General features: G+C 61.5%; 11 protein-coding genes and 1 other RNA gene. 10 read left to right on the top strand and 2 right to left on the bottom strand.

What is annotated here, in order from left to right:
- Positions 1-44: 44 nt before the first annotated feature.
- Positions 45-469: RNase P RNA component class A (gene rnpB / locus AAEU42_RS08210), an RNA gene on the bottom strand.
- Between the two features lie 114 nt (positions 470-583).
- Between rnpB and murD the strand changes: the two genes are divergently transcribed.
- The 8 genes from murD to ligA are packed head-to-tail and all read left to right on the top strand — an operon-like array spanning position 584 to position 9,670.
- Entirely contained in the window at positions 584-1,975 is a 1,392-nt protein-coding gene (gene murD / locus AAEU42_RS08205) for a UDP-N-acetylmuramoyl-L-alanine--D-glutamate ligase (protein ID WP_342233050.1), read from the top strand.
- A 24-nt stretch (positions 1,976-1,999) separates the two neighbouring features.
- On the top strand, positions 2,000-3,037 hold the full coding sequence (locus AAEU42_RS08200) for a M42 family metallopeptidase (RefSeq protein WP_342233049.1): 1,038 nt from the start codon (positions 2,000-2,002) through the stop codon (positions 3,035-3,037).
- The gene (locus AAEU42_RS08195) at positions 3,037-4,068 is read left to right on the top strand and encodes a M42 family metallopeptidase (RefSeq protein ID WP_342233048.1); all 1,032 of its coding nucleotides are present in this window, start codon (positions 3,037-3,039) and stop codon (positions 4,066-4,068) included. Before AAEU42_RS08200 ends, AAEU42_RS08195 begins: the two co-directional genes overlap by 1 nt.
- A 1-nt stretch (position 4,069) precedes the next feature.
- A complete protein-coding gene (locus tag AAEU42_RS08190; RefSeq protein ID WP_342233047.1) occupies positions 4,070-5,062 on the top strand; it encodes a M42 family metallopeptidase in 993 nt (330 codons plus the stop codon).
- 19 nt (positions 5,063-5,081) lie between these two features.
- A complete protein-coding gene (locus AAEU42_RS08185; RefSeq protein ID WP_342233046.1) occupies positions 5,082-6,329 on the top strand; it encodes a methionine gamma-lyase family protein in 1,248 nt (415 codons plus the stop codon).
- 44 nt (positions 6,330-6,373) lie between these two features.
- Positions 6,374-7,054, top strand: coding sequence for a sporulation protein YunB (gene yunB / locus AAEU42_RS08180; protein WP_342233045.1), 681 nt, complete (start codon positions 6,374-6,376; stop codon positions 7,052-7,054).
- 20 nt (positions 7,055-7,074) lie between these two features.
- Positions 7,075-7,677 carry a VanZ family protein gene (locus AAEU42_RS08175; protein ID WP_342233044.1) on the top strand — a complete coding sequence of 201 codons (603 nt, stop codon included), beginning with the start codon at positions 7,075-7,077 and terminating at the stop codon, positions 7,675-7,677.
- Between the two features lie 16 nt (positions 7,678-7,693).
- Complete coding sequence (gene ligA, locus AAEU42_RS08170; protein WP_342233043.1) at positions 7,694-9,670, top strand: NAD-dependent DNA ligase LigA; 1,977 nt, start codon at positions 7,694-7,696, stop codon at positions 9,668-9,670.
- Between the two features lie 46 nt (positions 9,671-9,716).
- On the opposite strand, the gene AAEU42_RS08165 is transcribed toward ligA, so the two are convergent.
- Positions 9,717-10,220, bottom strand: coding sequence for a nitroreductase family protein (locus tag AAEU42_RS08165; protein WP_342233042.1), 504 nt, complete (start codon positions 10,218-10,220; stop codon positions 9,717-9,719).
- 164 nt (positions 10,221-10,384) lie between these two features.
- Between AAEU42_RS08165 and AAEU42_RS08160 the strand changes: the two genes are divergently transcribed.
- Together AAEU42_RS08160 and AAEU42_RS08155 are read left to right on the top strand one after the other, a co-directional pair.
- A complete protein-coding gene (locus tag AAEU42_RS08160; protein WP_342233041.1) occupies positions 10,385-11,017 on the top strand; it encodes a redox-sensing transcriptional repressor Rex in 633 nt (210 codons plus the stop codon).
- Positions 11,014-12,081, top strand: coding sequence for a hypothetical protein (locus AAEU42_RS08155; protein WP_342233040.1), 1,068 nt, complete (start codon positions 11,014-11,016; stop codon positions 12,079-12,081). Before AAEU42_RS08160 ends, AAEU42_RS08155 begins: the two co-directional genes overlap by 4 nt.

The raw sequence follows: 12,081 nt of genomic DNA, 5'->3' as shown, positions 1-12,081 counted from the left end.
CAAAAAGGAACGGCACCGCTTGTGTGAGCGGTGCCGTTCCATATGGCGCAAGTAAGCCTGTAAGCCGGGTTCTGTCCTTTAAGACAGCCATCTATCTAGGCGCGTCGTTGCCGCCGCGCTCCAGCCACCTCCTGAACACGGCCGGGCCGGCCTGGTGTGTTCCCACGGTGTTGCTCCGGATAGAGTTTACAGCGATGGACTGTTCCCAGCCATCGGGCAGGCTCTTACCTCTGCCTTTCCACCCTTACCTCGTCGGCGCAGACTCCAGTCGCGCCCCACGCCGCAAGCGGCATGGCTCGTTCCTTTCGCCGCGCGTTTCTCCCCACGAAGGGGCGAGGCGGTTTCTCTCTGTTGCACTTTTCCTAGGGTCGCCCCCGGCGGGTGTTACCCGTTATCCTTGCCCTGCGGAGCCCGGACTTTCCTCAGGGAGGACCTTTCGGCCTCTCCCCGCGGCTGCCCAGCTTGCTTGCTGTCTCATTTTATCCTATCAGGGGGCCAATGTCAAACCTGTTTTCATTGAAATCTGCCGCCAAACGCGATATAATATTTTGGCTGATTTTTAGAAGCAAGGAGGGACCACAATATGCGTCTCACCATTCGGGAATACTTGGAGAGTCTCAAGGGCCAGAAGGTAACGGTGCTGGGGATCGGTGTGTCCAACACCCCCCTGATCCAAATGCTGCTGCGCGCGGGCGCGAAGGTGACCGCCTGTGACAAGCGCGGCCGGGAGGACTTCGACGGCCGGATCGAGGCTCTGGAGAGTCTGGGGGCGGTCGTCCATTTGGGGGAGGATTATCTGGACTACCTGGAGGGACAGGATGTCATTTTCCGCACCCCCGGCCTGCGGCCCGACGTGCCCCAGCTGATGGCCGCCCGGGAGCGGGGGAGCGTCCTCACTTCCGAGATGGAGGTCTTTTTTCAGGTCTGCCCCTGTCCTATCATCGGCGTCACGGGCAGCGACGGGAAAACCACCACCACCACCATCATCGCCGGGCTTCTGAAGGCCGCCGGATACAATGTCTATCTGGGCGGCAACATCGGAAAGCCCCTGCTGCCCGACGCGGAGATGATGGAGCCGGAGGACTTCGCCGTGGTGGAGCTCAGCTCCTTCCAGCTCATGACCATGGACCTGAGTCCCCATATCGCGGTGGTCACCAACCTGGCCCCCAATCATCTGGACGTCCACCGCTCCATGGGGGAGTATATCTCCGCGAAGGAAAATATTTTTATCCACCAGACGGCGGAGGACACCGTCATCCTCAACGCCGACAACGACATTACCCGTTCCTTTGCCCCCGGGGCGCCGGGAAAGGTGCGCTTCTTCAGCCGGAAGGAGGAGCCGGAGGGCCCCTCCGTTTTCCTGCGGGACAACGCTATCTGGGTTTCGGACGGGAAGGGGAGCCGGGCGGTGCTGCCCCGGGAGGAGATATTGCTCCCCGGAGACCACAACGTGGAAAACTATATGGCGGCCATCGGCGCGGTGGAAGGGCTGGTGGACGACCAGATCATCCGCGACTTCGCCGCCAGGTTCAACGGGGTGGAGCACCGCATCGAGCTGGTACGGACCCTGGATGAGGTCCGCTATTACAACGACTCCATCGCCTCCAGCCCCACCCGCACCATCGCCGGGTTAAAATGCTTCCCCGAAAAGGTGATCCTCATCGCAGGCGGGTACGACAAGCATATTCCCTTTGACGACCTGGGGCCCGCCATTACGCAGCACGTAAAGTGCCTCATTCTCACAGGGGACACCTCCTCCAAGATCCGTTCCGCCGTGGAGCAGGCCCCCGGCTACGCCGAAGGTTCCCCCGTGATCCAGGAGTATCACGAGTTCCGGGACGCGGTGCTGGCGGCAAACAAGGCGGCACGGCCGGGGGATGTGGTGATCCTCTCTCCCGCCTGCGCTTCCTTCGATCATTTCAAAAACTTCATGGAGCGCGGAGACGCCTTCAAGAAAATCGTACGCGCGCTGTAAGCGCGGTAGAAGGGAAGTCATCAAATGGATTTTTACGATACCCTGCGCCGCCTCTGCTCTCGCTCCGGGCCCTCCGGCTTTGAGGCGGAGGCGGCCCAGACCGCCATGGAACTGCTCTCCCCGCTGGTGGACACGGTCTCCATCGACCGGCTGGGCAGTGTCATCGGCCTGCGCTCCTGCGGCAGGCCGGGGGCGAAAAAGATCCTCCTGGACGCCCACCTGGACGAGATCGGCCTCGTCGTCACCGGCATCGAGGAGGGTTTCCTCCGCTTCGCCCCCATCGGCGGCGTGGACCCCCGTATGCTCCCCGCCCGGGAACTTCTCATCCTGACCAAGCCGGAACCCACCTTCGGCGTGGTGGCCTGCCTGCCGCCCCACGTCCAGACCGCCGCCGACCACGACAAGGCGGTAGCCATTGAGGACCTGCGGATCGACATCGGCCTGAGCCAGGAGGAGGCCCAGCGGCTTGTCCCCATCGGGACCCCCATCGTTTACAAAGAGAGCTGTTTTCCCATGGAGAACGGCCAGATCTGCGGCAAATCCCTGGACGACCGCTCCTGCTTCGCTGTCCTCCTGCGGACCATGGAACTGCTGAGGGACCGGGAGCTGGACGTGGATGTCTACGTCATGGGCAGCGTCCAGGAGGAGGTCTCCGGCTCCGGCGCCATCGTGGGCACCAACGCCATAAACCCCGATTGCTGCGTGGCGGTGGACGTGACCTTTGCCAACACCCCTTGCATCTCCGCCGACGACGCCCCCTGCAAGCTCTTCGGCGGCCCCGCCATCGGCATGGGCCCCAACATGACCTGGGCCCTCACCGACCGCATGGTGGCCAAGGCCAAGGCCCTGGACATCCCCTACCAGCTGGAGGTCATGGAGGGGAGCACCGGCACCAACGGCTGGCATATGCAGACCTGTCTGGAGGGCATCCCCACCTCCGTGGTGTCTCTGCCCCTGAAGTATATGCACAGCCCCATTGAGGTGGTGGCCCAGGAGGATATGGAACACACCGCCCAACTCTTGGCCGCCTTTGTCCAGGACTTTGGAAAGGAGGGGGCGTAATGCTTCTCGATACGGTGAAAACAATGTGTGCCCTCAGCGGCCCCGCCAGCTTTGAGGGGCCGGTCCGGGACTACCTCAGCCGCCGGGCCGCTGCCGCCGGAGCCCAGCTCCGGGTGGACGGCATGGGGAACCTGATCGCCTTCAAGAAGGGCGCCAAGGCCGCCCCCGGCCGCCTGATGCTCTGCGCCCACATGGATGAGGTGGGCCTCATCATCAAGCGGATTACGGACGACGGCTATCTGAAATTAGCCCCCGTGGGCGGCATCGACCGCCGGGTCCTCATCGGCAAGCCGGTCTTTGTGGGGGAGGGGCGTGTCCCCGGCGCCATCGGCCTGAAGGCCATCCACTTGACCGCCAAGGAAGAGCGGGAGAAGATCCCCAAGCTGGAAGAGCTCTATATCGACATCGGCGCCAGGGACAAGGCGGAGGCGGAGCGGCTGACCCATGTGGGGGACTACGCCGTCTTCTCCGACGAAATCGTGGAATTTGGCGACAGGATGCTGAAAGCCAAGGCCATCGACGACCGCATCGGCTGCGCCGTGATGATTGAGCTTCTGGAGCGGGACCTGCCCATAGACTGCACCTTCGCCTTTACCGTCCAGGAGGAGGTGGGGACCCGGGGGGCCTTCGGCGCCGGTTTCTCTGTGTCTCCCGAGATCGCCCTTATCCTGGAGGGTACTACCGCCGCAGACAACCCCACCACGGCGGTCCACCGCCGGGTGTGCGGGCCGAAAAAGGGCCCCGTCATCTGCTATATGGACGGCGCCACCATCTATGACCAGGGCCTTTTCAACCTGCTCCGGGATCTTGCCGAGGAGCACCACATCCCCTGGCAGACCAAGGAATATGTCTCCGGGGGGACCGACGCCAAGGCCATCCAGCGCACCAAAGCCGGTATCCGGGTGGGGGCCGTCTCCGCCGCCGTGCGCTATCTCCACTCGCCGTCCAGTGTGGCGTCCATTCAGGATTTTGAGCATATCGAGACGCTGGCCGGACACTTCATCCAGGCTGTCGCCGATGGGAGGATTTAATATGGAACTGTTTGATCTGATCGAGAAGCTGACCGCCATCCACGGTCCCTCCGGCCGGGAGGCCGCCGTGGCCCAGGCCATCTCGGAGCTGGCCAAGCCCTATGCCGACGAGCTCACCACCGACACCCTGGGCAACCTCATCGTCCACAAGAAGGGGACCGGCCCCAAGCTCATGTTCTCCGCCCACATGGACTCCATCGGCCTGGTTGCCACCTACCTGGAGGACAACGGGATGATCCGCTTCGGCAAGCTGGGCGGCGTTCAGCCCAAGCAGATCCGCAACGTCCCCGTCCGTTTTGAAAACGGCACCGCCGGCACGGTTAAGGTAGATGGAAAGGCCGACGAAAACAACCTCACCCTGGACGACCTCTACCTGGATATCGGCGCCGCCAGCAGGGAAGAGGCGGCGGCCCTGGTAAAGCTGGGCGACACGGCCGTCTACGCCACCCAGACCGCCAAGGCGGGGAGGCGGGTCATCTCCCCCTATCTGGACAACCGGGTCTCCTGCGCCATTTTGCTGCTGGCCCTGAAGCGGCTGAAGGAGAGCAAAAACGACCTTTATTTCGTCTTCTCCGTCCAGGAGGAGGTGGGCCTCCGGGGCGCCAAGACCGCCGCCTATGGCGTGGACCCCGATTTTGCGGTGGCCGTGGATGTCACCGGCGTCTGTGACTGGCCCGGCGCGCCCAAGACCAGCAGCGCCGTGCTGGGCGGGGGAGCCGCCATCAAGATCATGGACGCCTCCATCATCTGCCACACGGCCATGGTGGAAAAGCTCACCGCCCTGGCTCAGGCCGGGAACATCAAGCACCAGATGCACGTGACCACCGGCGGCGGCACTGACGCCGGCGTCATCCATCAAAGCCGCCTGGGGGTCGTCACCGGGGTCGTGGCCATCCCCTGCCGCTACACCCACACCCCCACGGAGATGGTGGACCTGTCCGACGTCTCCGCCTGCGTGGAACTGGTGACCGCCCTGGCCCAGAGCAAATTATAAATCGGAGTTGTAAAACAAAATGCCTTTACAAATAAGTGAAGAGACGCGGCAGCTTGCCGCCCGGGCAGAAGAGGCCCTCAAGGAACAGTTTGCCCGTGTAGACACCATCGCCCAGATCAACGCGGAAAAGGTCCTGGACGCCTTCCAGACCCATCGGGTATCCGAGAGTTATTTTGCCGGCACCACCGGCTACGGCTACGACGATCTGGGCCGGGACAAGCTGGACGAGATCTATGCCCACATCTTCCACACGGAGGACGCCCTGGTCCGCCTTCAATTCGTCAACGGGACCCACGCCATCACCTGCGCCCTTTTTGGCGCGCTGAAGCCGGGGGATATCCTCCTCTACGCCGTGGGCGCCCCCTATGACACCATTCAAAGCGCCATCGGGATCGTGGGAGACGCCCCCGGATCCTTGAAATCCTATGGGATCGGCTACCGCCAGGTGGAGCTGACCGCCGATGAAAAGCCCGATTTGGCTGGTATTTCGCAGGCCGTCCGGGACCCCAAGGTCAAGGTGGTCATGATCCAGCGCTCCCGGGGCTACGCCACCCGGGCGTCCCTCTCCGTGGCGGAGATCGGCGCCATCTGCGACGCCGTGCACAGCGTGCGCCAAGACGTGTCCATCCTGGTGGACAACTGCTACGGCGAGTTTGTGGAGACAACGGAGCCCACCCAGGCGGGGGCGGACCTGGTGGTGGGCTCCCTCATCAAAAATCCCGGCGGCGGTCTGGCTCCTACCGGGGGCTATATCGCTGGCCGGCACGATCTGGTGGAGGGCGCCGCCATGCGGCTCACGGTCCCCGGCATCGGGAAAGAGTGCGGCTCCACATTAGGCAACAACCGCAGTTTCTATCAAGGACTTTTCCTTGCCCCCCATACCACCGCCCAGGCGGTCAAAACCGCCCTCTTTGCCGCCAAAATGATGGAGCTTCTGGGGTATCAGACGGACCCGGCCTCCACCCAGGTCCACCACGATATCATTCAGATGATCCATTTTGGCGCCCCCGACCCCCTGAAAAAATTCTGCAAGGGGATCCAGATGGGGGCTCCAGTGGACTCCTACGTCACCCCGGAGCCCTGGGACATGCCCGGCTACGATACCCCCGTCATTATGGCCGCGGGCTCCTTTATCCAGGGAGCCTCCATTGAGCTGTCCGCCGACGGCCCCATGCGGGAGCCCTACACCGCCTATCTCCAGGGCGGACTGACCTACGAGTCCGGCAAGCTTGGGATTCTTCTGGCGGTAGAGGCGCTGAGGTCCTAAGACAAGCCACGTTTTGCATACTCTGCCCTGAGGGGGTGGAGACTATGGCGAGACAACTGGGGCGCGGGCTTTGGCTCCGTGGACCCAAACGGGTGCGTCGTTGGGGCGGCGAACGGAGCCAGCGGCTTCTGGCGGCGGCTCTGGGGATCGGCTTTGCGCTGTTCCTAATCCACCAGTTTGACGCCGCCCTGCGGCCCCAACTGGTCAGTCTGGCGGAGACCCAGGCCCGCAACCAAATCACGCGAATCGCCGACCGGGCTGTGACGAAAGCGCTGAGCGACCAGTCCATCTCCTATTCTGACATGGTCACCGTTCAGGCGGGCCAAAATGGCGACATCACCACCCTCACCACGGACACCCTTCGCCTCAACAACCTGCGGGGGGTCGTGATGGATGACATCGTCTCCCAGGTGGAAAACTTAGACGAGCGTGATCTGGGCGTCCCCCTGGGGGCCCTTACGGGACTGGACCTGCTTTCCGCTATTGGTCCCCGCCTGCCCGTACAAGTCCTGTCGGTGGCCTCGGCAGAGGCCTCATACCGCAACGACTTCACCGGCGCCGGGATCAATCAGACTCTTCACAGGGTCATGCTGGATGTGACGGTCACGGCCAAGCTCCTTTTGCCTGGTGGTATCGTGGAGACCCAGGTCACAACCCCCGTATGCATTGCCGAAACTGTCATCGTGGGCCAGGTCCCCGAGGCCTATTTGAACTGGAATCAATAAAAAGGGAGGAGGAACGCCATTTGAATTCGATCTTGTCTTACCTCGTTCAAATGGCGTTTCCCGCCCTGCTCGGCGCTCTCGTCTGGCTGATCTGGAGACCCTGGCGGAAAAAGCGTCTGGCCGCTCACGGCCTGATAAGCGGTCCCTTTCGGGAGGGCGCTCTGCTGCTGTTTTTCATGTTTCTCGCCGGGCTCCTCGCGCTGACCCTTACCCCGGCCGGGTTCTGGTCCTCCATTCTCCGGGGGGAACGGCCCCACCTTCCGCCCGCCTTTCAGGGCGGGATCAACCTGGTTCCTGTGCGGGAGAGTATGGCCCTGCTGCGCTACTACGTGCGGCACGGCCTGTGGGACGCCGTCTGGATCAATTTCCCAGGCAATATCGCCATGTTCCTGCCCATCGGCTTTTTTGCCGGACTGTTGGCGGACAAGCCCCGCTGGTGGAAAGGGGTCCTGTCGGCCTTCGCCCTGTCCTTTTTCATCGAGTTTTTCCAGCTGTTCGTCTCCCGAGGTACCGATATCGACGATCTTATTTTGAACACCTTGGGCGGCCTGATCGGCCACTGGCTGTTCCTGCTGCTGCGCCGCGGGGCTCCGGATTTTGTGAAGCGGTGCTCCAAGCTGTAAAAGGGAAGTGCTTAACATGGATTTGAACCAAGAGATTGAGCAGCTCCGGCGAGAGCTGGATCAGGCCAACTACGACTACTATGTGTTGGACGCCCCCACCATGTCGGACTACGATTTTGACCACAAGCTCCGCCGTTTGGAGGAGTTGGAGGCCGCCCATCCCGAACTTCTCACCCCCGACTCTCCCACACAGCGGGTGGGCGGCAAAGTTGCCGACGGCTTTACCGAGGTCGTGCACCGGATCCCTTTGGAGAGCCTTCAGGATGTCTTTTCTCTGGAGGAGCTGGCCGAATTTGACCAGCGGGTCCGTGAGAGCGTGCCGGAGGCGGACTATGACGTGGAACCCAAGGTGGACGGTCTCTCCGTGGCCCTGGAGTACGAAAACGGCGTATTTGTCCGGGGGGCCACCCGGGGGGACGGCCGGGTGGGCGAGGACGTGACCGAGAACCTGAGAACCGTCCGCTCCATCCCGCTCCGGCTTCCGGAGGCCCTGCCCCGGCTCATTGTCCGGGGAGAGGTCTTCCTGCCTAAATCCGTCTTTGCCAAGCTCAACGAGGAACGGGAATTGAACGGCCAGCCCTTGTTCGCCAACCCCCGCAACGCCGCCGCCGGGTCCCTGCGGCAGCTGGACCCTAAGATCGCCGCGGAGCGCCGTCTGGATATCTTGATTTTCAATATCCAGTATATTGAGGGGAAGGAGTTCTCCACCCACGTGGAAACCCTGGAGTACCTGGAAGGCCAGCGCTTCCGGGTCATTCCACACACCTCCTGCGAGACCATCGAGCAGTGTTCCCGGCGGGTCCAGGCCATCGGGGAGGAACGGGAAACCTTTGATTTCGATATTGACGGTGCGGTTATCAAGGTAAACTCCTTGTCAGACCGGGACCTCCTCGGAAGCACAGCAAAATTTCCCCGCTGGGCCGCCGCCTACAAATATCCTCCGGAGCAAAAGCCCTCCAAGGTGACCGAGATCGTAGTCCAAGTGGGCCGAACCGGGGTCCTGACCCCCAAAGCCGTTATTGAACCAGTACGGCTGGCGGGGACCACCGTCACCAACGCCACCCTCCACAATCAGGACTTCATCACGGAAAAGGATGTGCGGGTGGGGGACACCGTTCTGGTCCAGAAGGCGGGGGAGATCATCCCCGAGATCGTCTCCGTCCTGAAAGAGCAGCGCCCCGAGGGCACCGTGCCCTACCATCTGCCCGACCACTGCCCGGTCTGCGGGGCCCCCGTGGTTCGGGATGAGGACGGGGCGGCCCTGCGGTGTACCGGTGCGGAGTGTCCGGCCCAGCTCCTGCGCCACCTGGTCCATTTTGCCTCTCGGGACGCCATGGATATCGAGGGTCTGGGACCCGCCGTGGTGGAAAACCTGGTCAACGCCGGGCTCCTCAAGGCTCCCGGCGACCTGTACCGCCTTCAGGCGGATGAAGTTGAAAAACTGGAGCGGATGGGGAAGAAATCTGCGGAAAACCTGGTGGCCGCCATCGCGAAATCCAAGGAGAACGACCTCTCCAAGCTGCTTTTTGCCTTCGGCATCCGGCAAGTGGGACAGAAAGCGGCCCAAGTCCTGGCCCGGCAGTTCGGTTCTCTGGAGGCCTTGGAGGCCGCCACGGAGGAGGAGCTGACCGCGGTCCCCGACATTGGCGGCATCACCGCCCAAAGCCTTACCGCCTGGTTTCAGGACCCCCAGTCCAAGCATCTGATTGAAACTCTGAAAGAGGCCGGCGTCAACATGAGCAGCCGGGCCGAACCGGTAGGGGACAAGCTCGCCGGCCTCACCTTCGTCCTCACCGGAGAACTGGAGCACTTCAGCCGGAAAGAGGCGGGGGAGAAGATTCAGGCCATGGGCGGGAAGGTGTCCGGCTCCGTGTCCAAAAAGACCTCCTATGTGGTGGCGGGAGAAGCTGCCGGTTCCAAACTCCGTAAAGCGCAGGAACTTAACATTCCGGTTTTAGATGAGACAGCACTGATCGCCCTGCTGGAAGAATAAAAAACGTCTGCGTGGGAAATCCCACGCAGACGCCTTACATATTTGTTCAGCCCTTCCACCAGATAACCTTGTTTTCATCATACTGGTCCTCTCTGGGGTTTACATGTTCGGGGTGCCCAATGGCAATGACCCCCATGGGAAGCTGATTGACGGGGATCTCAAACGCCTTCCGAAAGGAGTCGATCCGATCCTCCGCCGGCGCCAATCCGCACCAACAGGCGCTCAACCCCTGGTGGACCGCCTCCAGCAGCAGGTTTTCAATGGCCGCTCCACAGTCCAGATAGGCGTGTCCCTCCGTAAACGCCTCGTCCAAATCTGCCGAGACAATGATGGCCGCCTGGGCCTGGAGCATCATCTTGGCGTAGGGATGGATCTCACTGATATGGTCCAGGGAAGTCCGGTCTGTTACCACAATGAACCTCCACTCCTGACAGTTTTTTGCCGTTGGGGCGTTCATCGCCGCCCGCAGAAGCTCTGTTAACTCTTCTCGCTTGACAGGCTCCTGTGTATAGTGCCGGACACTTCTGCGCTGAAAAATTTCTGGAAGCATGAAAACGACCTCCTCATTATAAATGACCGGACGGATCCTTGTTATTTCGTTATATCATAAGATTTTACCATCCGCAAGCATTTGTGAAAAAGTTGACAACGAAGTGTGGATGGGTTAGACTAAATAAAATAATTCTTCCTATATCGACAAAGTGAGGTGGACGAATGAAAAAGCAGAAGGTATCCAGCGCAGTCATTCGCCGTTTGCCCCGCTATTACCGCCATTTGACCGATCTCTATCTGGCGGGTGTGGTACGAATCTCCTCCAGCGCGCTTGGCAAATCTATGAATCTGACCGCCTCTCAGATTCGTCAGGACCTGTCTTGTTTCGGGGAATTTGGCCAGCAGGGCTATGGTTACAATGTAGAATCTCTCCGGGATGAGATCGCGGAAATCCTGGGTATGAACCAAAAGCATACCGCCGTTATCCTGGGAGTAGGCAACCTGGGGCGGGCTCTCATGGAAAATTTCCATTTTGACCGCAGCGGCTTTACCCTCACCGCCGCCTTCGATGTGGACCCAAATCTGATCGGCAAGAGCGTTTCCGACGTACAAGTCCATCCAGTTGAGGAACTGGAACGCTACCTGCGGGAGACCTCTGTCAGCGTGGGGGTCCTGACCGTGCCCCGGGCCGCTGCCGCCCCCATGTCGGAGCGTCTGGTGGCCGGCGGAGTAAAGGGTATCTGGAACTTCACCAACGCCGAGCTCGACATGGGCCGGTCCGGCGTCGTGGTGGAGAACGTACATTTTGCAGACAGCCTGCTGGCCCTCAGCTACATGATCTCGGAGGCGCCATGAAACGAAGAAACGCCGTAGCCCTGCTTCTGGCAGGGACCCTGCTCACAGGGGTGGCGGCCATGGCCGCCGACGCCGGCTCCGCGGGAGATCCGCTGATTGCGCTCAACTGGCTGAAAAACACCTTTATCCCCAAAACTGTGACCGCCGCGGAAGAGCGAATCGACGCCCGGACCCAGGAGATGTATCAAAGCGCACGCTCCGCTCAATCCGGCGGAACGGAACTGCGGGTCAAGCGGGGGGACGTACTCCGCCTGGAGACAGGTTCCGGCCTTATCGCCCTGGCCGGATCCCTCTCTGGGACCTCTACCGGCGTGATCGTGGACGTCACGGAGGGAACCCAGCTGGCTTCCGGTGGTACTTTGGCCGTAAACCACCGGTATTTGGCGGCGGAGGAGACCACCGCGGCCTTTTCCGTCACCTCGGATACGGCGGTGGTCCGCCTCACCGGCAGCTATACCATGAGTCCCAGCGGGGAAACAGACTATAACGCTCTTGCGGACGCCCTGAAATCCATGGGGCTGTTTCGGGGGAGCGACGCCGGCTATGGCTCCGGCTACGATCTGGAAAAGGCCCCCACCCGCATCCAGGGCCTTATCATGTTCCTGCGCCTCATGGGCGAGGAGCAGGCGGCTCTGCAATATTCCAGCATCGTCACCTTTGCCGACGTCCCTGACTGGGCTCTGCCCTACGTGGCCTACGCCTACGATAAGGGGTACACGAAAGGCAACGCCGTGGACGAACAGTGGCGGGTGTGGTTCGGCACGGACAGCCCGCTGGCGCCCAACGACTACATGACCTTCCTGCTTCGGGCTCTGGGATATTCTGAATCCTCTGATTTCAGTTGGCTCACCGCCGTGGCCGACGCCAAAAATCTGGGGGTCCTGACAGCGGGGGAGGAGTCCCTTCTCTCAAATGGAACGCCTTTCCTCCGTTCCCATGTAGTTTATCTCTCATACTTCTCCCTTTCTGCCCATTTGAAAGGGGAGAGCACCACACTCCTGGACCGGCTGATCTCCTCCGGGACCGTCAGTGCCCTTGTGAGCGTAGCTGTGGACAGGCTGTAA

The organism is Pseudoflavonifractor phocaeensis (assembly GCF_038439875.1).
GTDB lineage: Bacteria > Bacillota > Clostridia > Oscillospirales > Oscillospiraceae > Vermiculatibacterium.
This window is presented reverse-complemented; position numbering and strand designations above follow the sequence as displayed.

Excerpts from the sequence above, each read along its gene's own strand:
- yunB (WP_342233045.1), top strand. The coding sequence starts at position 6,374 with ATGGCGAGACAACTGGGGCGCGGGCTTTGGCTCCGTGGACCCAAACGG.
- AAEU42_RS08165 (WP_342233042.1), bottom strand. The coding sequence starts at position 10,220 with ATGCTTCCAGAAATTTTTCAGCGCAGAAGTGTCCGGCACTATACACAG.
- AAEU42_RS08200 (WP_342233049.1), top strand. The coding sequence starts at position 2,000 with ATGGATTTTTACGATACCCTGCGCCGCCTCTGCTCTCGCTCCGGGCCC.
- AAEU42_RS08155 (WP_342233040.1), top strand. The coding sequence starts at position 11,014 with ATGAAACGAAGAAACGCCGTAGCCCTGCTTCTGGCAGGGACCCTGCTC.
- AAEU42_RS08190 (WP_342233047.1), top strand. The coding sequence starts at position 4,070 with ATGGAACTGTTTGATCTGATCGAGAAGCTGACCGCCATCCACGGTCCC.
- murD (WP_342233050.1), top strand. The coding sequence starts at position 584 with ATGCGTCTCACCATTCGGGAATACTTGGAGAGTCTCAAGGGCCAGAAG.
- AAEU42_RS08185 (WP_342233046.1), top strand. The coding sequence starts at position 5,082 with ATGCCTTTACAAATAAGTGAAGAGACGCGGCAGCTTGCCGCCCGGGCA.
- ligA (WP_342233043.1), top strand. The coding sequence starts at position 7,694 with ATGGATTTGAACCAAGAGATTGAGCAGCTCCGGCGAGAGCTGGATCAG.
- AAEU42_RS08195 (WP_342233048.1), top strand. The coding sequence starts at position 3,037 with ATGCTTCTCGATACGGTGAAAACAATGTGTGCCCTCAGCGGCCCCGCC.
- AAEU42_RS08160 (WP_342233041.1), top strand. The coding sequence starts at position 10,385 with ATGAAAAAGCAGAAGGTATCCAGCGCAGTCATTCGCCGTTTGCCCCGC.